This is a genomic window from Coprobacillus cateniformis (genome assembly GCF_009767585.1).
Lineage (GTDB): Bacteria > Bacillota_I > Bacilli_A > Erysipelotrichales > Coprobacillaceae > Coprobacillus > Coprobacillus cateniformis.
Genome location: NZ_WSNW01000001.1, coordinates 484683 through 507624, shown reverse-complemented (window position 1 = coordinate 507624; position 22942 = coordinate 484683). Strand labels below are relative to the sequence as shown.

General features: G+C 31.2%; 26 protein-coding genes. 23 read left to right on the top strand and 3 right to left on the bottom strand.

What is annotated here, in order from left to right:
• Positions 1 to 22: 22 nt before the first annotated feature.
• The 11 genes from GQF29_RS02560 (at position 23) to GQF29_RS02510 (ending at position 9883) form a co-directional block, all read left to right on the top strand.
• The gene (locus tag GQF29_RS02560; protein WP_008788357.1) at positions 23 to 2380 is read left to right on the top strand and encodes an ABC transporter permease; all 2358 of its coding nucleotides are present in this window, start codon (positions 23 to 25) and stop codon (positions 2378 to 2380) included.
• An 11-nt stretch (positions 2381 to 2391) separates the two neighbouring features.
• Positions 2392 to 3075, top strand: coding sequence for an ABC transporter ATP-binding protein (locus GQF29_RS02555; RefSeq protein ID WP_008788358.1), 684 nt, complete (start codon positions 2392 to 2394; stop codon positions 3073 to 3075).
• 75 nt (positions 3076 to 3150) lie between these two features.
• Complete coding sequence (locus GQF29_RS02550) at positions 3151 to 4032, top strand: LysR family transcriptional regulator (protein WP_008788359.1); 882 nt, start codon at positions 3151 to 3153, stop codon at positions 4030 to 4032.
• Between the two features lie 77 nt (positions 4033 to 4109).
• On the top strand, positions 4110 to 4904 hold the full coding sequence (locus GQF29_RS02545; RefSeq protein WP_008788360.1) for an MBL fold metallo-hydrolase: 795 nt from the start codon (positions 4110 to 4112) through the stop codon (positions 4902 to 4904).
• A 358-nt stretch (positions 4905 to 5262) separates the two neighbouring features.
• On the top strand, positions 5263 to 5451 hold the full coding sequence (locus tag GQF29_RS02540; protein WP_160340732.1) for a hypothetical protein: 189 nt from the start codon (positions 5263 to 5265) through the stop codon (positions 5449 to 5451).
• Between the two features lie 153 nt (positions 5452 to 5604).
• Complete coding sequence (locus tag GQF29_RS02535) at positions 5605 to 5925, top strand: MerR family transcriptional regulator (RefSeq protein WP_008788362.1); 321 nt, start codon at positions 5605 to 5607, stop codon at positions 5923 to 5925.
• Between the two features lie 17 nt (positions 5926 to 5942).
• Positions 5943 to 6998, top strand: a complete 1056-nt coding sequence (locus tag GQF29_RS02530; RefSeq protein ID WP_236916374.1) for an MFS transporter — start codon at positions 5943 to 5945, stop codon at positions 6996 to 6998.
• A gap of 167 nt (positions 6999 to 7165) precedes the next feature.
• Positions 7166 to 7915 carry a carboxymuconolactone decarboxylase family protein gene (locus GQF29_RS02525; RefSeq protein WP_054689962.1) on the top strand — a complete coding sequence of 250 codons (750 nt, stop codon included), beginning with the start codon at positions 7166 to 7168 and terminating at the stop codon, positions 7913 to 7915.
• A gap of 12 nt (positions 7916 to 7927) precedes the next feature.
• Positions 7928 to 8326: a cupin domain-containing protein gene (locus tag GQF29_RS02520; protein WP_008788365.1), complete on the top strand. Its 399-nt coding sequence runs from the start codon at positions 7928 to 7930 to the stop codon at positions 8324 to 8326.
• A 12-nt stretch (positions 8327 to 8338) separates the two neighbouring features.
• Complete coding sequence (locus GQF29_RS02515; RefSeq protein ID WP_117599015.1) at positions 8339 to 9316, top strand: aldo/keto reductase; 978 nt, start codon at positions 8339 to 8341, stop codon at positions 9314 to 9316.
• Positions 9317 to 9319: 3 nt separating this feature from the next.
• On the top strand, positions 9320 to 9883 hold the full coding sequence (locus GQF29_RS02510) for a histidine phosphatase family protein (protein ID WP_008788367.1): 564 nt from the start codon (positions 9320 to 9322) through the stop codon (positions 9881 to 9883).
• A gap of 31 nt (positions 9884 to 9914) precedes the next feature.
• On the opposite strand, the gene GQF29_RS02505 is transcribed toward GQF29_RS02510, so the two are convergent.
• Positions 9915 to 10229, bottom strand: coding sequence for a PTS sugar transporter subunit IIB (locus GQF29_RS02505; protein WP_008788368.1), 315 nt, complete (start codon positions 10227 to 10229; stop codon positions 9915 to 9917).
• Between the two features lie 231 nt (positions 10230 to 10460).
• Positions 10461 to 11297 carry a MurR/RpiR family transcriptional regulator gene (locus GQF29_RS02500; RefSeq protein ID WP_008788369.1) on the bottom strand — a complete coding sequence of 279 codons (837 nt, stop codon included), beginning with the start codon at positions 11295 to 11297 and terminating at the stop codon, positions 10461 to 10463.
• Positions 11298 to 11593: 296 nt separating this feature from the next.
• Here GQF29_RS02500 and GQF29_RS02495 point away from each other — a divergent pair, with 296 nt between their 5' ends.
• Entirely contained in the window at positions 11594 to 12487 is an 894-nt protein-coding gene (locus tag GQF29_RS02495; RefSeq protein WP_008788370.1) for a LysR family transcriptional regulator, read from the top strand.
• Positions 12488 to 12504: 17 nt separating this feature from the next.
• On the opposite strand, the gene GQF29_RS02490 is transcribed toward GQF29_RS02495, so the two are convergent.
• Positions 12505 to 13374, bottom strand: a complete 870-nt coding sequence (locus GQF29_RS02490) for a DegV family protein (protein WP_008788371.1) — start codon at positions 13372 to 13374, stop codon at positions 12505 to 12507.
• 212 nt (positions 13375 to 13586) lie between these two features.
• Here GQF29_RS02490 and GQF29_RS02485 point away from each other — a divergent pair, with 212 nt between their 5' ends.
• The 11 genes from GQF29_RS02485 to GQF29_RS02435 all read left to right on the top strand — a co-directional run bounded on the left by GQF29_RS02485 (position 13587) and on the right by GQF29_RS02435 (position 22922).
• A complete protein-coding gene (locus GQF29_RS02485; protein WP_008788372.1) occupies positions 13587 to 14099 on the top strand; it encodes a flavodoxin in 513 nt (170 codons plus the stop codon).
• A gap of 2 nt (positions 14100 to 14101) precedes the next feature.
• Positions 14102 to 14851 (top strand): carboxymuconolactone decarboxylase family protein, encoded by a 750-nt coding sequence (locus GQF29_RS02480; RefSeq protein WP_008788373.1) that lies wholly within the window; start codon positions 14102 to 14104, stop codon positions 14849 to 14851.
• Positions 14852 to 14864: 13 nt separating this feature from the next.
• Positions 14865 to 15839, top strand: coding sequence for an aldo/keto reductase (locus tag GQF29_RS02475; protein ID WP_008788374.1), 975 nt, complete (start codon positions 14865 to 14867; stop codon positions 15837 to 15839).
• A 1-nt stretch (position 15840) separates the two neighbouring features.
• Complete coding sequence (locus tag GQF29_RS02470) at positions 15841 to 16665, top strand: SDR family oxidoreductase (protein WP_008788375.1); 825 nt, start codon at positions 15841 to 15843, stop codon at positions 16663 to 16665.
• Between the two features lie 18 nt (positions 16666 to 16683).
• Positions 16684 to 17649 (top strand): aldo/keto reductase, encoded by a 966-nt coding sequence (locus tag GQF29_RS02465; protein ID WP_008788376.1) that lies wholly within the window; start codon positions 16684 to 16686, stop codon positions 17647 to 17649.
• A 166-nt stretch (positions 17650 to 17815) separates the two neighbouring features.
• Entirely contained in the window at positions 17816 to 18100 is a 285-nt protein-coding gene (locus GQF29_RS02460; RefSeq protein WP_008788377.1) for a PTS sugar transporter subunit IIB, read from the top strand.
• A gap of 11 nt (positions 18101 to 18111) precedes the next feature.
• Positions 18112 to 18558 carry a PTS sugar transporter subunit IIA gene (locus GQF29_RS02455; RefSeq protein ID WP_008788378.1) on the top strand — a complete coding sequence of 149 codons (447 nt, stop codon included), beginning with the start codon at positions 18112 to 18114 and terminating at the stop codon, positions 18556 to 18558.
• A gap of 8 nt (positions 18559 to 18566) precedes the next feature.
• A complete protein-coding gene (gene hxlB / locus GQF29_RS02450; RefSeq protein WP_008788379.1) occupies positions 18567 to 19109 on the top strand; it encodes a 6-phospho-3-hexuloisomerase in 543 nt (180 codons plus the stop codon).
• A gap of 204 nt (positions 19110 to 19313) precedes the next feature.
• Positions 19314 to 19937, top strand: coding sequence for a TetR/AcrR family transcriptional regulator (locus GQF29_RS02445; protein ID WP_008788380.1), 624 nt, complete (start codon positions 19314 to 19316; stop codon positions 19935 to 19937).
• Positions 19938 to 19939: 2 nt separating this feature from the next.
• Positions 19940 to 21157 carry a cation:proton antiporter gene (locus GQF29_RS02440; RefSeq protein WP_008788381.1) on the top strand — a complete coding sequence of 406 codons (1218 nt, stop codon included), beginning with the start codon at positions 19940 to 19942 and terminating at the stop codon, positions 21155 to 21157.
• 205 nt (positions 21158 to 21362) lie between these two features.
• Entirely contained in the window at positions 21363 to 22922 is a 1560-nt protein-coding gene (locus tag GQF29_RS02435; RefSeq protein WP_008788382.1) for a carboxylesterase/lipase family protein, read from the top strand.
• The last annotated feature ends 20 nt before the right edge of the window (positions 22923 to 22942 follow it).

Sequence of the window (22942 nt, the reverse complement as noted above, 5' to 3'; positions counted from 1 at the left end):
TAAAATAAAGGAGGGGAAAGTTATGAATAAGACACTATATCGTCTGGCATATCGAAACATTGTTAAATATAAAAAGCACTATATTTTTGTTTCGCTTATTATCATTTTTATATCAGTTTTTTATAGTACATATTCGATTGTTCAAACTTCTTATTTTCAAGTAAGTAGATTATGGAATGAACAGGAGTATGGTTCATGGTATTTCTATGGACAAATTGCTGAGCCAGAAAAATTTGATAAAGTGGCCTATCAGTATGAAGATAAAAATGGTTTTGAATATGCTTATCTTTTTGATCAAGGAAAGACTGAGAATGAGTGGCGTGTTTCATATGCTGATCAGTCATTCTTTGAACTCTGTCAAATACGTTTGGTAGAAGGACAATTTCCACAGAATGAAGATGAAATCATGATTTCAGAAGAGTTAAAGGAAGATTATCAGCTTAACCAGATTCTTGAAATAAGGACATCTTCAATTGAAGAACGAGAACTAAAAATTGTTGGCATTGTTCATAATTCACAAGAACGATATTTTTCTGATATATATACAAATATACCCGATAAATATGAAACAACAACTATCTTTAGTGATCGTAACTTGGCAGTTAGAAAAGAGAATATGGGTGATTATTATGTTTTAGATATTTCGTTACCACATTTTACTGAACATTATAGTGGAACGGTAATCGATGTAGAATTAGATACTGATAATCATTGGGAACATAATCCATATGGATATAATCATAATGAGAGTATGGCTAATTTTCAAGAAAAGCAGACAGATTTATTTATTTTATTACAGGTTTTATTAATTACAAGTTTTGTCTTAATTACATTTACTTCTGCAAGCTTAAAGCAGCGAGTACAGGAATTTGCTTTAATGCGAGGCATTGGAATGACAACAAGGCAATTAATACTGATGAGTTTTTATGAAAATGTATTATGCTTAATTATAGCCATTATGATTGGAACTTTACTCTCTCCACTCATTTCATATATTATTATGTTAGGTGTTGATTCTTTATTAGGTTATTTTGCTTTCATTCTTTCATCTCAGCAATTGTTTGTGAATGGAGTTATCATATTGATTTGTATGAGTATTACATTGTTGTATCCAATATCCAAATCATCAAAACGAGCCTTAAGTGGGACATTTGATAGTTATACTTTCCAGTATATTCAAGTTCGTTATCGCAATCTCCATTATCAAAACAAATGGCGATTGGCCTGGCGTGAATTAAAAACAAATAAAAAAATGCATTTCTTTCTTATTATAGTTTTATGCTTTCATACAGGTCTTTTTCTTATAAATACAATAATCACTACTTATAATGAGCTTAGTCAAGAAGAAAGTTTAGAAAATTATACAACAGTTGAATATGAAAAAACTAAGCGATTAAGTATATTTGGTGAATATGATTTGAGTTCACTTAATATTCCAAATACATATTATACATATGTGAAAAGTGATATTCCTTGTCAATATGAAAATCAAGATGTATTTTTAAATCAAGTTTTTACTTGTGATCAAGAGATTATTGAAAAGAGTGATATCAAAGGAAGAAAACCTGTGAATGATTATGAAGCCTTAATTGTTGGTGATATCAGTCCTTATCATCTTGAAGAGAATGTAAGTGAAGGAGAAATACAAACAGTACATACCAATATGGATCGCTTACTCATAGGTGATACCCTTGTCTTAAATAATCAAGAGATAGAAATTGTCGGAAGCATTGAGCCAGCAGATACTATCGAAACAAGGACATGGTATGGGGATGATTATTATGAAGGATATTATACAGCTATTGATTATGGGATTTATATCAGTTCTCCACTTTATCAAAAGATTAAAGATGGATATGAAAGCGAATATATTAATATTTTTTATGAAGACGATAATGAAAGAAATCTTTATATACAAAATATTGAAAAATTGTATCCAGAGTTATTAGGGAATATTGAAATACAAGATCATTACATTTTCGGTTTTAGTAATTTAAATTCGGCTCCTGAAACATTTTTTAATTCTTATGTTCTTTGTGGATCTTTTGTGATTTGTATTTTCCTTTGTAGTTTTATGAATAAAAACGAAATGGTAAGTAGGAAAAATGATTATGCATTGATGCAGTTAATAGGGATGACTAAGAAAGATTTATTAATAAAACAATTATTGAAAGGATTTATTATTTTTATTATTATCACATGTTTTAATCTTTTACTAATTGCATTAGAATGTTTTTATTTACGATATTTTCTATTTCCATATGTTGAATTTATAATTGTCAGTATGATTACTCTCATTGTTTGTTTTATTGTTTACAGTTTCCCATTATTAACAATATTGAAGAAAAAACCTTTAGATAATTTAATTAAAACTGAATAGGAGGACTTATTATGATATTAGAAGGAAAAAATCTGAGAAAAACTTATGGTTTTGATGATAACAAAGTTGACGCTATTAAAAATCTATCCATTGATATAGAAGAAGGAACATTTGTTGCCATTGTTGGAAGAAGTGGTAGTGGTAAAAGTACATTGTTACATGTTTTAGGTGGTTTGGTAGAACCTAATGCAGGTGAAGTTTTTTTAGAAGGACAATCACTATATAATATGAATGATGATACTTTAACAAGATTAAGAAGACGCAGAATGGGATTTGTTTTTCAGTTTTTTAATCTTATATCTACACAAAATGTTTTAGAGAATATTGTTTTACCTATTCATCTTGATAATGAACAAGTTGATAATGATTATATTGAAGAGGTCATTCAATTATTAGGACTAGAAGATAAAAAATATGCTTTTATTCATGAATTATCTGGTGGACAGCAACAAAGAGTGGCAATAGCACGTGCTCTTGCAAGTAAACCAGCAATTATCTTTGCTGATGAACCAACAGGTAACCTTGATGCGAAAAGTTCACAGGAAGTGGTTGATTTATTGAAAATAGCACAAAGAAAATATCATGAAACTGTTATTATGGTAACTCATGATGAATTGATTGCGAGTATTGCTGATCGTATTATTACGATTGAAGATGGACAAATTGTTCAAGACACAAGGAAGGTTGTTAAATAACAGTCTTCTTTTTTTGATTCGTTCTCGATTTTAGGGAATCCTTCTAGTATAATGATAAAAGAAAGAGGTGTGACTATGGAGTTAAGAGTATTGAAGTATTTTCTTGCGGTTGCAAGAGAGGAGAATATTACACGAGCTGCAGAGTTTTTACATATTACACAACCAACCTTATCACGACAGTTAATGCAGCTAGAAGATGAATTAAATGCACAATTGTTTATTCGTGGTAAAAATAGAATCACATTAACAGATGAAGGAATGTTGCTAAGAAGACGAGCAGAAGAAATTGTTGATTTGGCTCATAAAACTGAAAAAGAATTTTTAGAACAGAATAATTTAATTACTGGTGAGATTTTTATTGGTGGTGGAGAGACATATTCAATGCATATCCTGGCAAGTGTAATACAGGATTTTAAGTGTGAGTATCCACAGGTTCAATATCATCTCTATAGCGGGAATGCAGATGATGTTAAAGAAAAAATAGATAAGGGACTCATTGATATAGGATTATTAACAGAACCTGTTGATATTGAAAAATATGAATTTATAAGATTGAATCATAAGGAAGTTTGGGGGATTGTTGCACCAATTGAAAGTCCTATTGCACAAAAAGAATATGTAACGGTAGAAGATTTAATTGATTTACCACTTTTGATAACAAGTCGTTCAATTGTTCAAAATGAAATAGCAAACTGGTTTAAAGAGAGTTATGATCATTTAAACATAATAGCCACATATAATTTAATTTATAATGCTGCTATTATGGTTGAACATGGGATTGGTTATGCAATAAGTTTAGAAAAATTAATTAACCCAAGTTCATCGTCAAAGGTGTGCTTTGTTCCATTATCACCACGTTTAGAAACAGGAACAGTTGTTGTCTGGAAAAAGCATCAAATCTTTTCTCCAGCAACTTCACGTTTTATTGAAAAACTGAAAGATTCTTTAAAAGCATAATTGAATATAGATTATAGGTATTAGACATTTTATATCACTTATCCTATAATTATATTGAAAAGAAAGGTGGAAAATATATGAAACAAGCCATTGCTCCAAAAACAATTTCAATAAGACATCAAGCATTTCAGCCTATTTCTCATACAGATATTTATTGGTTGTCAGGTGCAGGAATGATGATAAATAGTCATGGAACAGTTATTATGATCGATCCTTTACTTGAGGGTTTTGATTTACCATTGTTAGTTGATATGCCAATCATTCCTCAAGATGTTCCTCACTTAGATGGTGTACTCATTACACATTGTGATAATGATCATTTTAGTCGAATGACTTGTCTTGATTTATCAGCTGTCACTTCTGCATATCATGGTCCACATTATTTGGCTCAGTTATTCGCAGAGGAAAAACTTCCAGGTCATGGGTATGATATTGGTCAACAATTTGAAATTGGACCAATGAAAATAACATTAACACCAGCAGACCATGCATGGCAAAATGAAAAAGAAAAATATCGTCAAATCAGAGAATATCGCTTTGAAGATTATTGTGGATATTGGATAGATACTCCTGAAGGGAGTATTTGGTTAGTTGGGGATTCTAGACTGCTTGATGAACATCTTCAAATGCCAGAACCAGATGTTATGTTATTTGATTTTTCTGATAACTCTTGGCATATTGGCTTAGATAATGCTATTAAACTTGCTAATACATATCCTCATACTGATTTAATACTTATTCATTGGGGAACAGTTGACGCACCAGATATGGATGCTTTTAATGGGAACCCTAAATCATTAGAAGGAAGAATTATCAATCCTGAACGTATTCATATTGTTGCACCTGGAGAAGTCTTCTCGTTGAAGAGATAAAGTAATGAGCCTATTATATGCAAATAGGTTCTTTTTTGTACAAAAAAATGTTATAAAGTCATTTGACAATAATGATGAATCAGAATAATATATAGATAAGGTTAGTGATGACTAACCTTGCCTAGTGTATAGAGAATAATGAATGAAAATATAAAATATAAATAAGAATGGAGGTATTATTATAGGTACAGTTATTATTTTTCTTGTTTTGCTTATGTTTTGTATAAATAGTATCAAATCATATATGAAAAAGATTTCTCAAAAAAATTATAGTTGTGAGAAATGTTCAGTGACTCTTCAATCAAAAGATAAAAATAAGAAGCATTACCCGTTTTGCATAAAGTTAAAAATAGAAGGAATGACATCTCCAAAATGTAAAGAATGTATTGAGAATACATTTAATCAAATAGAAGGTTATTTCTTGATAGTAGATATGGATACAGAATCAGCATTATTATTTACAAAGCAACAAGTCCCACAAGAAAGTATTATTCAACAGATGAAATCTGTTGGGTATCGCATATTAGAAATGCAAATAATGGTGTGAAATTTATATTGAATTAAAAGAACTTATTTCTTTGAGATAAGTTCTTTTATAATGCTTACAGAGCATTAATGTACATTCATTATAGGTATTAGACATTGTGCTATGTCTAATATAAAATGAAGATGTCAAAAAAATATATTTAAGGAGGTTATCATGAAGAAAGAGGATGTGAATCGAATATACAGTATTCCATTTTCAATATTAGATGATTATGAAAGTTTACATTTAACAAAGCAAGAAGAGTATGATGAAGAAGATATTGAGAAATTGAGTTTCATTCTCTCGCTACAAAAACTGCATTTTGCTCATGAAGACATCAAAATATATATGCAGTTATATTTATTAGGCGATCAGACAAAATTACAAAGAATAAAAATATTGAAAAGAAAAAGACAACAACTTTTAGATCATATTCATGATACACAAAAGGAATTAGATGCTTTGGATTGTTTGTTATATAAGGTGAATGGATAAGGAAAGGAGTTAATTATATGGAAAATAAAAAACATTGGATTGTTCTTGCAGTTTGCTGTGGTTTGGCAGCCTCATCAATTGGAGTCTCTATTAATTCGTCTGGAGTTTTTTACACTCCTGTTTCTGAAAGTTTGGGTATTATGCGTGGAACATTTTCTATGCATATGACAATATTTTCACTTGTGACAGCAATGGGTGCATTATTTATTCCAAGAATTATGAAAAAAGTCCCATATAAAATATTATTGAGTGTTAGTGTTGGGATTGCTGTGATTGCGACTGGGGCTATGGCTTATGCAAGAACGATACCGGTATTTTATATTTTAGGAGCAGTGAGAGGCTTAAGTACAGGCATGTTTTCAATTGTTCCACTCACTATGATTGTAAATAATTGGTTTGAAAAAAAGCATGGTCTTGCGACAAGTGTTGTTTTTGGTTTTAGTGGCTTGGCTGGCTCTATTTGTTCGCCTATCTTATCTGGTTGTATTGAAACAATGGGATGGCAAACTGGATATTTGATAAAAGCTGCAATTCTATTGGCATTATGCCTTCCAGCTGTTATCTACCCTTTTCATATCAATCCACAGAAAGATGGACTTTTGCCTTATGGTTTTGAGGAAAAGAAAGCAACAGTATCTCTTTCTCATACATCATCGTTTCATTTTATGACAACTGCATTTATTTCGTTCTTTATCTTTGGACTTCTATGTAGTTGTATTACAAGTATAACTCAACATTTACCTGGCTATGGGGAATCAATTGGTTATAATGTCTCATTGGGAGCAACATTATTATCAGCAGGAATGATTGGTAATATTGTATCTAAATTAATTATAGGCGTATTGAGTGATGCTATTGGAGCAGTCAAAGCAACAATAACAATGATTATAGCAAATGTTATTGGAATTATTTTATTGATGATGGGTTCATCATCATGGTTATTAATATTAGGGGCTTTCTTATTTGGATCTTGTTATTCTATAGGTGCAGTATCATTGCCATTGCTTACAAAGTCTTTTTTTTGGAGTAGAACATTATGCAACTGTATTCCCAACGATATCATTTGCTTCTAATCTAGGAGCTGCTATTTCATTATCAATGGTAGGATATATTTATGATTTCTTTGGATCATACATGTATGCTTTTATCATTGCCTTGATAATGATTGGAGTTTGTATGATGACATTAACAATAACAATAAAAACAAAATATAAAGTTATAGAGAATGGAGAAGATAATTATGAGGGACTTACAAAAAGCGAAAGTATTATATAATGAACTAAATGATACGAATGATATCCTTAAAGAAGATATTGAATTTAAAGAAATCATGGTCAATTATATCTATGGTGATATTTATCAACATGGGAATTTAAGTCAGCAATTAAGAGAGTTAATACTTATTGTTGTCAATACAACAAATCACACTTTAACAGTATTATCTAGACATGTAAAGGCTGCTATAAAGATGGATGTTCCTCCTATTCAAATTAAAGAAGTCATTTATCAGTGTACACCTTATATTGGTTTTGGAAAGGTAGAAGAAGCATTAGAAGTTGTTAATAAAGTTATGAAGGAATTTCATATTCCTTTACCTTTAGAATCTCAACATACAGTGAATGAAGAAACAAGGTTTCAAGCAGGATTTACTATCCAATGTACAGCGTTTGGAAAAGAACATATTCAATCAGGACATGCTATGGCACCAGAGGAATTAAAACATATTCAAAATTATTTATCAGAACATTGTTTTGGTGATTTCTATACAAGGAATGGTTTAGACTTAAAAATACGTGAGTTGATGACATTTGTGATGTTAGCAACTCTTGGTGGATGTGAAAATCAGTTAAGAGGTCATGTTGGTGCTAATATAACAGTAGGAAATAGTCGTGAACTGTTAATTGAAACCATTACGCAATGTCAACCTTATATTGGATTTCCAAGAACATTAAATGCATTAAATATTATTAACGAAGTGACAAAAAAATAAGGAGAAAAGAAAATGGAGAAGAAAGAAATTTTATTTGGATTAGGTGAACCTAATGATGCATATGCTCAATACTTTGATGGACAAAGCTATTTGAACAGATTAACGGAAACTGGTGGACCTATGGCAAATGTGACATTTGAACCTGGATGTCGCAATCATTGGCATATTCATCATAAGAGTGGACAGATTTTACTTTGTACCATGGGAAGAGGTTATTATCAAGAATGGGGAAAGCCAGCTCAGGAATTAAAACCAGGTGATATTGTATGCATTTCTCCTGAAGTTAAGCATTGGCATGGAGCTGCTAAAGATAGCTGGTTTACACATATTTCTGTTGAAATCCCTGCTAAAGATTCTTCAAATGAATGGTTAGAAGCAGTAGATGAAAATGAATATAATCAATTAGGTTAAGGAGGCAAGAATATGGAATATGTTCAATTAGGGCATTCAGGATTAGAAGTTTCACGTATTTGTTTAGGGTGTATGAGTTTTGGTGATCCCCAAAAATGGATTCATAGTTGGGTTTTAAATGAGACTGATTCAAGAAAAATTATTAAAAAAGCTTTAGATTTAGGAATTAATTTCTTTGATACTGCTAATGTATATGGTTTAGGGGTTAGTGAAGAGATTTTAGGAAGAGCTCTTAAAGATTATGCAGTTCGAGAAGAAGTTGTTATTGCTACAAAGGTCAGTGGACAAATGCATGAAGGACCAAATGGTGGGGGATTATCGCGTAAATCCATTATGCATGAGGTTGAGCAATGTTTAAAACGTTTGGATACAGATTATATAGATTTATTATATATTCATAGGTGGGATTATAAAACACCGATTGAGGAAACAATGTGTGTTTTAAATGATCTTGTAAGAAGTGGAAAAGTTCATTATCTTGGTGCATCAAGTATGTATGCATGGCAATTCCAAAAAGCTCAATATGTTGCACAGAGTCATGGCTGGACAAAATTCTCAGTGATGCAAGGACATTACAATCTGCTGTATCGTGAGGAAGAAAGAGAAATGAATCCATTATGTCAAGATATGGGTGTTGCTTTAGTTCCTTATAGTCCACTTGCAGCTGGTCGTTTAACACGTGATTGGAATTCAGATTCAAAGCGTGCACAAGAAGACGAAGTGGCCAAAAGAAAATATGATAATACTCAAGAAGCGGATCAAAAAATTGTTGAAAGAGTGTCTGAAATTGCACAAAAATATCAAGTCACAAGATCTCAAGTTGCAGTTGCTTGGCTATGGTCAAAAGGTGTAACTGCACCAATTGTTGGAATTACTAAAGAAAAGTATTTAGATGACTTTATTGGAGCACTTGATGTCTGCTTGTCTCAAGAAGATATTGAATATTTAGAAGAGTGCTATATTCCTCATAAGATTATGGGGCATGAATAACTGATGAAAACACTTTATTTGATGAGACATGGACAAACACTCTTTAATGTGAGACACAAAATTCAAGGATGGTGTGATTCACCTTTAACCAAAGAAGGTATTTCTCAAGCACAAATTGTTAAATCTTATTTCCAGGACAATAATATTACATTTGATCATGCTTATTCTTCAACTTCTGAAAGATGTTGTGATACATTAGAAATCATAACTGATATGCCTTATACTCGTTTAAAGGCCTTAAAAGAAATGTATTATGGCTTTTTAGAAGGTGAAAGCGAAGATTTAAATGCGAAAACACCTCAGGATTGTGAAACATTCTATATGTATTTTGGGGGAGAATCTTCAAATGATGTCAAAGATAGAATGCTACAAACTTTAACTGATATTATGGAAAAAGATGATCATGAATCTGTTTTAGCTGTTTCACATAGTGGCGCTTGCTTTAATTTCTTAAGAGCAATTCAAGACCCTACAGAAGAACTTAAAAAAGGCTTCCCAAATTGTTGTATATTCATATTTGAATATAATGAACAATTTGAATTAAAAAAAGTCATTAGACATTTATAAAATAAGGTGTAAAAGCTAGAAAATCTAGCCATTACACCTTTTCATTATCTAATAACTCCAATGCTCTTTTTAAAACCTTTTCCCCATTCATCATTCCATAGTCCCTCATATCAATAATTTCTACAGGAATTCTTCCATCTACAATGTTTTTGATTTGATTTAAGCAGTGTCTAACCTGTGGACCAAGCATAACAATATCCCAATCTTTTACAACTGAATCAACTTGTGTAAGAGGAACAGCCATAATTGTGATTTCAATATTTTCTTTCTTTGCATATTTCTCCATATTTGTAACTAATAAACTTGTAGACATACCAGCATTACATACTAATAATATTTTTTTCATTTTTTCTCTCCTCATTTATAATCTGAATGATAGATAAAATAACGAAGGTTATATAACTGTGATATAAATAGATGTAGATTGACAGGAAACCATTTTAACCATCTTCTTTTATCTATCACTACAATCACATTATACTGCAAAGAGAATTTATGAAAATATCTAACTTGTATAAAGAAATTTTTTTGCAAATATTTAAACAAAACAATCAAAACAATGAAAAAAATTAATCATTTAATCAATATAATTATCAATCTTAAAATTCAAGAAATCGTAGAAATTCCTTTCAAAGTAACACGAATATAAACAATCAAGTATATATTGTAAAGAAATACGTGATGAAAAAGAACTGATTTTTTCATGAAAACTTTCATAAGAACACATATAGAGATGATAGTTTGCAAGTGGAGATAATTGTTCTTCATAAGTTGCAGATATTAATATTATTTTTGCTTTGCGTTTTTTTAGTTCATGCATAAGATCTAATATATTAGGTGTTCTTCCCATATAAGATATGACAATGACCAAATCATTTTGTCCTTTGATACAAGCAGACCAATGTTGGTCATACATTGAAGTTGCAATTTCAATAGGCTGACCAATTTCCTGCATATTTTGACGGAAGTTTTCAGCAACTGAAATATTTCCAACAGATGGGTATATAGCAATACTCTTCGCATTATACATTTCTTGAACAATAGCTTTAATAGTTTCTAAATCAAGTAAATTTTTAGTTGCGACAATCGTCTGTTGATATAGACTTTCCATATTATGTATTATTTCATGGTGTGTCTGTCTATGAAAGAAGGGATAATTAAAATCCATATCCTGACTTTCTTTTTCAAAATCTTTTTTTTGAGTAGCAATTAAGACTTTTAAATCACTAAAGTTTGATAATTCCAGTTTGTTACATAAACGATAAACTGTTGTTTGAGAAACATAAGTTTGTAAAGCAAGTTCTTTGGCATTCATCATCATCACTTTTTCTGGGTGAGAAAGTATGAAGTCAACAAGTAATTTTTCATTATCAGTGAGTTTTGTGAGTTGAGATATTTTTGTAAATATATTCATGTCAATTTCCTTTCTATGTTAATTCTATTATAAAAAATGAAAACAATAAAAACAAGAGTTATCAAAATTTTACATAAATGAAACGTACCAATTTTCTATCAAATAAAAATTATCACTTTGATTTGTATGTAAATGATAATCACATTATATAATTCATTGAAAAGGTTGTTTGAATCCTTTGTGATCCATATAAATATTTTATAATAATTTATAACATATTTAAAGTGGGATAGTTTCTACTTGACTTAGAGTTAACTCTAGGGTTTATAATATAAAAGAAAGATGGTGATATATTTATGTTATTAAAACAGATGAAATATTTTATGAGTGTTGTAGATAATCATAGTTTTACTGAAGCTGCTGAGCAATGTTATATATCCCAATCAGCTATATCACAGCAAATCAAATCTTTAGAAAATGAATTTGGTGTTCATTTGATTAAGCGAAATAATCGTCAGTTTTCTTTGACTCCAGCAGGAGAGTATTTTTATCGTCATGGTAGAGAACTCATTGATGAAATTGAACATTTTAAAAATGAAACAAAGAGAAGAGGAACAGATGAAGAGTTAACTTTAAAAATAGGATATTTACGTTGTTATGGGGCTCAGGAACTCCAACATGCTATTGCTCAATTCGCAAGTCTTTATCCAGAGGTTTCACTTTCTATTATGAATGGAACTCATGAAGAACTTTATAACTTGTTAAGATTTCATGATGTTGATTTGGTCATAAGTGATCAAAGGCGTGCTTTTAATCAAGATTATTTTAATTATGAGTTGCTATATAGTGATTGTTATGTTGAAATCTCTACTCATCATCCCTTAAGTGAAAAAAAGACTCTCACTTTAAATGATTTAAAAAGAGTCTCATGTATACTTATATCAACTAAAGAACAACAAGATACTGAAAAAGATTATTATCAAAATACTTTGGGGTTTTCTTCTCCTTTTCTCTTTGCTGAGACATTAGAAGAAGCTCGCTTAATGATAGCTTCCAATCGAGGTTTTCTTCCTATTGAAGCTATCGGAACTTTAACAGAACCTGTCCAGGGGATTAAACGTATCCCTTTATATCATAAAGATAAACAGCTTCAACGTAACTATTGTGCATTTTGGAAAAAAGAAAGAACCAATTATTATATTGAAGAATTTGCTGAACTTTTAAGGCAATTATTAAACGCAGACTGTTAAGCCTGCGTTTTATCATTTTATTTATTTTCCTCAAAGATAAATCCAAAGCATCCTGGACCACTATGGCTTGTAATAACACCACCTGTCTCAATCCAACGAATATTTTGAAATCCATGTTCTTTGGCTATATTTTCAGTCTCTTTCATGATTGTTTTATCCAATCCATAAGAATGTAGCATGAAGAAATCTTCTAAATGACAGTCATATTCAGTTAGAAATTCATTCATCATACGTTTACATATTTTCTTCATATCACGTCCACGATACTTTTTCGTTCCAACAAGTTTGCCATCAATAATTTCTATAATAGGTTTAAGTCCTAAAATATTGGCACCTAAATAAGCGGCATTTGAAACTCTTCCACCAGCTTTGAGAAAGTCTAACTGACTTGGTAAGAAGACCATGTGTGTTTTTTCAATAAGTTTATAAATATAAGATTTAAGTGCCTTTAATTCAATATCAGGGTAGTTTTCTAAATATTTTGCAACTTTATATAAGAGAAAGCCTTGTCCACCAGATACGAATTGAGTATCAATATGACAAACATAGTCTAATCCTTCACTTGCTATATTCGCATTTTGATATGTTGCTGTTGTTACTGCTGAATAACATAAATGTAAGATCAATTTATCAGGATGTTCCTGATGTATTTTTTGATATGCATTCATATATTCTCCAACATTTGTAGCACTTGTTGTTGGAATAGTTTTTGTTTTGTCGTAATAATCAATAATCTCTTTAATTGGAAATTCCCCATCATCATAATTTTTATGATTAAACATAACATGCATTGGTACAATTTCAATACCATATTTTTCAGCAATATCCTTAGGTAAATCTGAACCAGACTCAGCAAGAATAACAAATCCTTTTGTGTATTTATCCATATACAATTCCCCTCTTTCTTTGCTTTCATTGTACACATGATAGTGTATGAATACAATATATTCTATAATAACATAATATTTAAGAAAAATATTTGTTATTTTGTAGAAGAGTATAGGAATTCATATAAGTTAAACTTATCAGAATGATTTGTTATTGAGATTGTTCTGGAAAATAAAAAGACATAAAATTAGATTAAGAAAAGAGGTAAAATATGAAAAAAAATTTAATTGTTTATTTTTCACATAAGAAACAAAATTATGTATCAGGTACAATTAAGGAACTCAAGGTTGGAAATACTGAAGTGATTGCTAAGAAACTTCAAAAGCTGCTAGATGCTGATTTATTTGAAATGATACCACTTCATGATTATCCGTTTGATTATGATGAATGTACTCAAATTGCAAAACAAGAATTGATTCATAAAGTGAGGCCTAAACTTTTAAATGTTGTCCCCCATATACGAGAATATCAGAATATATATTTGGGTTTTCCCTCTTGGTGGGGAACGATGCCTATGTGTATATGGACTTTTTTAGAGAGTTATGATTTAAGTGAGAAATATATTTATCCGTTTTGTACTCATGAAGGAAGTGGCTTAGGGAAGAGTATCCATGATATTGAAAGATTATGTCCAGATAGTTTTATCCAAAAGGGTTTAGATATATATGGGAGTCAAGTTCATCAGTCAGATGTGAAAATAAGTGAATGGATAAAGGAGGTATGATAATGGTAATAAGTGAAAATGCTCAAAAATATCATGAAAGAATGTTTCCAGGGTATGAATCAAAATTGTTAAAAACAGATCCAGAGTTTATTGTATTATTTGATAACTTTGCATTTGATGAGGTTGTCAATCAGTGTGATTTGGATGAACATACAAGATTTATTGCAATCTTGGCGACATTAATAGGATGTCAGGGTATAGATGAGTTTAAAGTTATGTTAAATGCTTCATACAATTTTGGTGTGACACCAATTGAGATGAAAGAGATTGTCTATCAGGCAGTTGCTTATTTAGGAATGGGAAGAGTTTTTCCGTTTCTTCATGCAGTGAATGATTTTTGTATTGATCATCATATTGCATTGCCATTAACTGGGCAATCAACAACCAATCCTATTAATAGATTAGAAAAAGGAATTCAGGCACAAGTTGATATTTTTGGAGAAAATATGAAAAATTTTTATCAATCAGGTGATAAAGATTCACAACATATTAATTATTGGCTAACAGATAATTGTTTTGGTGATTATTACACTAGAAATGGTTTGGATTATAACCAAAGAGAAATGATTACATTTTGTTTTTTAGCTGCTCAAGGGGGTTGTGAAGCACAACTTATTTCTCATGCATCAGCGAATATTAGAATTGGTAATGATAAAGATTTTTTGATTCAAGTTATTTCACAATGTTTACCATTTATTGGTTATCCCAGAAGTCTCAATGCATTGCATTGTGTGAAAGAAGCAATAGAGTAGGAGGAATAAAAATATGCAAAAAAGAAGATTAGGGAAAACAGATATGTATGTTAATCCAGTAGGATTAGGATGTATGGGATTCTCGCATGCATATGGTGTTGCTGAAGATAAAGAAACAGCTATTCAAATCATTAGGAAAGCTTTTGATATGGGTTATGATTTCTTTGATACTGCTGAATGTTATACAGGAGAAAATGCTGATGGCAGTATCTCTTATAATGAAGAATTAGTAGGAACTGCACTTAAAGATGTAAGAAAACAAGTTGTGATTGCTACAAAGTTTGGTGTTGAACACAAAGGGGACCATTTAGAATTGGATAGTTCACCAGAAAGAATTAGAAAATCAATTGAAGGAAGTCTGAAAAAAGTACAAACAGATTATATTGATTTACACTATCAGCATCGTATTGATCCGAAAGTTGAACCAGAGATTGTTGCTGGAGTGATGAAAGAATTGATAAAATCAGGGAAAATAAAAGCTTGGGGAATTTCAGAAGTTAATGAAGACTATTTGAGAAGAGCTCATGCAGTATGTCCTGTAACGGCGATAGAAAATCGGTATTCAATGATGGCAACATGGCATGAAAATTTATTTCCAGTATGTGAAGAATTGGGAGTGACATATGTTGCTTTCTCACCTATGGCAAATGGTTTATTATCTGGTCAGTTTAATGCAGAGACAAAATTTCCTCAAGGAGATTTTAGAAATCATATGCCCCAATATCAAAGCGAAGGATATCAAAAAGCAAATTGTTTATTAACTTTATTAAATAAAATGGCAAAAGAGAAGAATTGTACAATGGCACAATTATCATTAGCATGGATGATCAATAAAAAATCATTTATCATTCCTATTCCAGGCAGTCGAAAAGAAGCAAGATTATTGGAAAATTTTGAATCTTGTCATATTATACTCACAGAAGATGAAATTCAATGTATTGATACGCAATTAAAAGAAACAGATTTTGAAGTGTTTGGAGGACATTAAAATGAAAGATGTTATGATTGTTACAGGAGCTGGACAAATCAGTATGGCAATTGCAAGAAGAATGGGTTATGGAATGAAAATTGTTATGGGGGATAAAAGCATTGAGAATGCTATAAACATAGCAAAGATCATGAATGATGCTGGTTTTGATGTGATTCCTTTTCAAATGGATTTAGCATCAAAAGAATCTATTTTAGAACTCATTGCAGAAGCACAAAAGTATGGTGATATCACAATGTTAGTGAATGGAGCAGGAGTTTCACCAAGCCAAGCATCAATTGAAATGATTTTAAAAGTTGATCTTTATGGAACGGCTGTTTTATTAGAGGAAGTTGGAAAAGTTATCAAAGAAGGTGGTGTTGGGGTGACGATTTCAAGTCAGTCTGGACATCGTATGCCTGCACTGAATGCAAAAGTGGATAGTTTATTAGCAATGACACCAACAGAAGATTTATTAAATTTAGAAGTTCTTCAACCACAAAATTTATCAGATAGCTTACATGCGTATCAAATTGCAAAACGATGTAATGAAAAAAGAGTTATGGCTGAGTCTGTAAAATGGGGAGAAAGAGGAGCACGTATTAATTCCATTTCTCCAGGTATTGTCGTCACACCACTAGCGATTGATGAGTTTAATGGACCAAGAGGAGATTTCTATAAAAATATGTTTGCAAATTGTCCTGCGAAAAGACCTGCAACAGCTGATGAAATTGCCAATGTTGCTGAATTATTAATGAGTCATAAAGGGGCATTTATTACAGGAACTGATTTTTTAATTGATGGTGGAGCAACAGCTTCATATTTCTATGGCCCATTGAAGCCATAATTTGAGGAGATGAAAACAATGGAATATGTCAATTTAGGACGTACTGGTTTAAAAGTTTCGCGTATCTGTTTAGGATGTATGGGATTTGGTAGTGATAAGGGCGGAATTCAAGCCAATGTCGGTGAAGAAGAGGCAAGAAAAATCATTAAACACGCATTGGATCTAGGGATTAACTTTTTTGATACAGCCAATTATTATTCATTAGGAGAATGTGAAGAAATTTTAGGGAGGGCGTTAAAAGATTATGCTTCTAGGGATGATGTTGTGATTGCTACAAAATTATATTATCCAATGCATAATGGTGCCAATGCGAAAGGACTGTCACGTAAAGCTATTTTTGTAGAAGTTGAAAATTCTTTAAAAAGATTACAGACAGATTATATTGACTTATATATTATTCATCGCTGGGATTATACAACCCCTATTGAAGAAACTATGGAAGCTCTTAATGATTTGGTGAGAATGGGAAAAGTGAGATATATAGGTGCAAGTGCAATGTATGCCTGGCAATTTGTCAAAGCCAATGCTGTTGCAAAGGAACATGGATGGACACAATTTGTATCTATGCAGGACATGATCAATTTAATATATCGTGAAGAAGAAAAAGAAATGATTCCAATGTGTCAATATGAAAACATTGCATTAACGCCATTTTCTCCTCTTGCTCATGGTGTTTTTAATAAACCGTTAGGATCCCCTAGAATTGATAACTGTGGGAAGTTACAAAACGAATATATCTTAGAACATGATCAAGAGATTATCAAACGTGTTTATGAATTATCAAAAAAGTATCAGAAATCAACAAGTCAGATTGCTTTGGCATGGGTATTATCAAAATCATATATCACTGCACCTTTAGTAGGGGCTTCAAAAATCGAATATTTAGATGAAGCGGTTGATGCTTTTAATATTTATTTGACACAAGAAGAAATAGAATATCTAGAAGAACCCTATATTTCTCATATACAATATGGATTTAGATAGAACTTGTTTTGTGAAATCTAAGGAAATATTCTATTAAAGAATAAATGAAGAGTTTGAAAAAGTGAATAATGTTTAGAGGATAGATTCGACTCTTTTTTGGTAACGATGCGAATGTGTAGTAAAACTTTAGGATAGTACAAATAAAAAAAGAAATCCATATAAGAATATGAAAAAAGTATTGGTTGTTTGTGGAAATGGAATTGCATCATCATCTATTATGGTTGCAGGATTACAAGATTATTTGAAAGAACAAGGAATTGAGGCACAAATTGATAAAGCATCTTTAATGGATGCAACTACAGATAGGATTAATAGTTATGATTTGTTGGTTTCTTCAACAAAAATTAATAATGATGCAGTGACTATTCCAGTTATTATTGGAATTGGATTATTAACAGGAATTGGTGAAGAAGAAGTTTTAGAAGACATTAAAGGTGTGTTAGTAGGTTAGGGGAGAGAATAATGAAAATCTATTTTACTGAAAAAAATGTATCCTCTGATTTAGAAGCTATTGAAGTCGCTGGATCTGTTCTTGTTCAAGAAGGAAGAGTAATGCCTGAGTTTATTACTGCATGTACAGATAGAGAAAAAATTTATCCTACGGGATTAGGACTACCATCAGGTCAAGCTGTTGCTATGCCACATGGCGAATCAAGTTTTGTTAAAGAAGATAGTATAAGTATTGTGAGAACACAGACACCTGTTGTTTTTAAACGTATGGAAGATCCAGACCAAACTGTTAAATGTCAATTGATTTTTAATCTTGCTCTTGCAACAGGTGGAAAACATATTACAGTTCTTAGAAAGTTAATGGGATTGTTTCAAGATGAAATGTTTATTCAAAATTGCATGCAATATGATAATATTTCATTGATTAAATACGTTTGTGAACAATTAGAAGAAGGTTAAAGAAGATTATGAATATTAATGGTTCTAAAATATTAAGTGAATTAACAGAAGTTAATAATCAGTTAAATACTTCTGATATCTACAAACTTATTGATTTAATTGATATATCAAATCATATTTATTTAACAGGTGCAGGAAGATCTGGTTTGATGATTCGTTCATTTGCAAATCGCTTGCTCCACTTAGGGTATAATATAAGTGTTGTCGGTGAAATCAGTTCACCCCATACCCATCCAGGTGATTTGTTATTGATTAGTTCTGGTTCTGGTGAAACAAAAAGTTTAATAAGTCAAGCTGAAATTGCTAAACAAAATGGATTAAAGGTTGCTCTCATTACAACAAGTTCGATCTCTTCCTTAGCGAAGTTAGCAGATATTGTTTTACTTATTCCAGTTCAATCCAAAGATACAAATGGTGAAACAATTCAACCAATGGGAACATTATTTGAACAGTATACATTAATTTTGTATGATAGTATTGTTTTAAATATAATGGGTCTAAAAAATCAAACAAACGAAACAATGAAAGCTAGACATGCTAATTTAGAATAACTATAGAATATGACTCCCTTAAGATATTATATAGTTGCAATAGATATAATTTTCTCATGTATAAATTCAATTAATTATTGAGATGAAAGAAAAATATGTAGAGAATTTATTCTTGTATAAAAGGAAAAAGTGATTTTTATCTTTTTCTTTTTTTTATTTGTGATATACTATTTATTGACCGCATGGTCAATGATTGGAGAGATTATGAAAAGAGAAGACATGAATAAAGCTATGCATACAAAGATTATTGAAAGTGCTATTCAAGAATTTAATGAAAAAAGTTATGAAAAAGCATCTATGAATCATATTTGTCAAATTGGTCAAATATCTAAGGGAATCATTTATCATTATTTCAAAGATAAAGATGAACTCTATTTAGAATGTATAAAAATCTGTTTTGAAACGATTGTCACATATTATCAAGATCATTTACCTTTGGATATGAATCAGGAAGAAAGTATGAAAATCTATATGCAGTTAAGAATGCAGTTTTTTGAAGAATATCCTCAATTAAGAGGGCTCTTCTTTCATACAATTTTAAGAACACCATCTCATTTAAAAGAAGAAGTGAAAATGATTAAGACAGATTTTGATGTGTTAAATGAAGATTTTATAAAACACTATTTACAAAGTAAGAAATTAAGAACTGGGGTATCATTTGAAAGAGCATTAGAATATTATAAGATGATGCAAAATACATTTAATGATTATTTTCGTGTTCAGATAGAAAATGGTGAACCGTTTGATGAGATTGTTGAAAAACATGAAGAAGAAATGGAAAATTGGATTGATATAGTGCTTTATGGTATTGCGAGGGAGGAAAATTGATAATGATGATGAGATTTCTTATTGCTTTTTTGATTGCAATTGGAGTAGGAAAATTGGTTTCAAAACTAAAATTACCAGCTATATTAGGATGGTTATTAGCGGGCATGATTTTAGGTCCACATGCTATTGGATTGATAAATCAATCTTTATTAGATTCAGTGGTTTATGGAAGAATTATTAATATTTTAGAATGTTCAGTAGGTTTGATGATTGGGACAGAACTTGTTTGGAAAAAAATCAAGAGTGCCGGAAAACAAATTATCATTACAACTTTGACTCAGTCACTTGGGACTTTTCTCTTTGTGAGTTTGGTTTTTGGCATCACTTTTTACTTTATGAAGCTCCCCATTTATCTTGCCTTCTTATTTGGTGGGATTGCTTTAGCAACAGCCCCAGCCCCTGCATTATCTATTGTCAGAGAGTTTAAGACAGATGGACCAGTCACAAAAACGCTTATTCCAATGGCAGCATTGGATGATATGGTTGGTGTTGTTATTTTCTTTACAACAATGGCGATTGTCAGTGGGCAGGTGTCTTCTCAAGATATGCCTATTTATATGATTGCATTTATTGTTTTGTTGCCATTAATGATTGGAGCATCTGTAGGTGTGTTAAGCGGATTAGTGATGAACCGTGTGAAAACATCTAAGCAGCGATTTCTTGTTTTAATTGGGTTTATACTGATTGCTTCTTTGGTGGGAATGATTGTCAACTATCATTTCTTGTCAACACCTATTTTAAACTTTATGTTGATAGGTATGGCATTTTCAGCTGCTTTTGCAAATATGATAAAAACAGAAGAACTGGATGATTTAATGAAACAATTTAATCCTATATTAAGTGTGTCTATGATTATTGTTATTTTAAATCTTGGTTCACCTTTAGATTATCATTTGATTTTAGGGGCAGGTTTGTTTACTGTAATCTATATTATTTCTAGAGCAATTGGCAAGTATTTTGGAGCTTACTTTGGAGCAACAATTACACATTGCCCTCGAACTGTTCAAAAATATTTAGGGTTGACTTTATTACCTCACTCAGGTGTCTCTCTGGTTTTTACTGGTATAGCAGTTGCAAATTTATCTGGACCAGCTCCAGAAAGTGCACAAATTATTCAAGGAACAATTGCTGCTGCCGCAGTGATTAATGAATTGATTGCAGTTATTATGGCGAAAAAAGGTTTTGAATGGGCTGGTGAAATGGCTTCTCATGAGGAGTGATTTCCTAGCCTTTTCTTATTTTATATTTTTAAAATATCAATTAATGACTATTATTCAGTCAATAAAGCACAACATTTATGAGAATTGAGCATGTATAATGAAAAATGTAATTGAGAGAGACTTGATTGCATTTCTTTTTTACTTATAAATGAAAGCGCTTTATATAGGAGAATGTTTTGACTAATCAAAAATAAGGAGTAGAAAGATGTTAAAGAAATTTGAATATGATAATATCCCTGTTGTTCAAACAACTGCTGGATATGTAAAAGGTTATCGTTATGAAGGCACTTATATTTTTAAGGGAATACCTTATGCTTATGCAGACCGTTTTCAGATGCCAGTTCCACCAGTCTCTTGGGAAGGTGTGAAAGATACAACTTCATATGGAATGGTATGTCCATTGCTTTATCCAGAAAAACCACAGGGTGAAATGTTAGTTCCTCACATGTATTGGCCTCAAGATGAGCATTGTCAAACTGTCAATATATGGAGTCAGGAAATAGATGAAAAAGCAAAGAAACCTGTTATGGTTTGGTTACATGGTGGTGGTTTTTTTGCAGGGTCTTCAATCGAAAAGTTAGCTTATGATGGGGCCAATATGAGTCATTATGGAGATGTCGTTGTTGTTTCACTCAATCATCGTTTAAACATATTAGGCTTTTTGGATTTATCACCATTTGGTAAGAAATATAAAAACTCAGCCAATGCAGGATTAGCAGATTTGGTAGAAGCTTTACATTGGATAAAAGATAATATTGCTCAATTTGGTGGTGATCCAGATAATATAACATTGTTTGGTCAATCTGGCGGTGGGATGAAAATAAGTGCATTAATGCAGATTCCAGATGCTCAAGGATTGTTTCATAAAGGAATGATTATGAGTGGTGTTGCGGGTGATTTTATGCCACCTTGTCAAGGAGGAGATGGAACCCTTATTGTTAAGGCATTACTTGAAGAATTGAATTTGTCTTTAAGTGAAATAGAGAAATTGGAAACAATTCCTTATTCTATGTTAGCTAATGCTTATTTAAAAGTTGCTCCAGCACTACAAAAGGCTGGTGCTTATGTTGGCAATAACCCAATGATAAATGATTATTACTTAGGTGAACCACAGATGACATTATTTACTGAACAAGCTAAAAAGACACCACTTATGGTTGGAACAGTATTTGGAGAAATGAGTTTTGCTCCTGTTACATATAATAAATTGAAACTCAGTGAACAAGAAATGATAGATATTCTTCATTCTCATTTCAAAGATCAAACACAAAACATCATAGAAGCTTTTTTGAAAGCTTATCCTGATAAAAAGATAATTGATCTCTTGAACATTGATACATTATTTAGACTAATGTCTAAACAACTTATCAGTGCAAAATCAAAGTATCAGCAAGCGCCAACTTATAATTATATATTTACCTTAGATTTTCCTTGTCAATTTGGAAAGCCTGCATGGCATTGTTCTGATATTCCATTTGTTTTCCATAATATTGATAAAGTTCCGGTTGCAAATATTGAAGGTGTCAGTGAAAAACTCCAAGAACAGATGTTTAAATCTGTGATTGCATTTGCTTATACTGGAAATCCTAATCATGACGGCTTGCCACAATGGGATGCTTGTCAACCAGAACATGAAATCACAATGATTTTTGATAAGGATTGTGTTGTACGTGAAAACTTTGATAATGAATTATTAAAGTTGTTAAAACAAGTTTTACCTGAATTTTCGTTAGAAATGTTAATGAACACTGCTATACAGCATTAAAAAATGGAAAGGATATGAAT